This is a genomic window from Xenorhabdus entomophaga, assembly GCF_037996725.1.
Classification (GTDB): Bacteria; Pseudomonadota; Gammaproteobacteria; order Enterobacterales; family Enterobacteriaceae; genus Xenorhabdus; species Xenorhabdus khoisanae.
Genome location: NZ_JBBMXH010000481.1, coordinates 1 through 227, shown reverse-complemented (window position 1 = coordinate 227; position 227 = coordinate 1). Strand labels below are relative to the sequence as shown.

Below are 227 nucleotides of genomic sequence, written 5' to 3'. Positions count from 1 at the left end.
CCTGCGTGCGCTTTACGCCCAGTAATTCCGATTAACGCTTGCACCCTCCGTATTACCGCGGCTGCTGGCACGGAGTTAGCCGGTGCTTCTTCTGTGGGTAACGTCAATCGTCAAGTCTATTCAACTTCACGCCTTCCTCCCCACTGAAAGTACTTTACAACCCGAAGGCCTTCTTCATACACGCGGCATGGCTGCATCAGGCTTGCGCCCATTGTGCAATATTCCCC

The 227-nt window shown here is 54.2% G+C and carries 1 rRNA gene; it reads right to left on the bottom strand.

Features of this window, described 5'->3' with window-relative positions:
• Window positions 1–227: ribosomal RNA gene (locus AAC854_RS24860) — 16S ribosomal RNA — on the bottom strand; the annotation flags it as partial.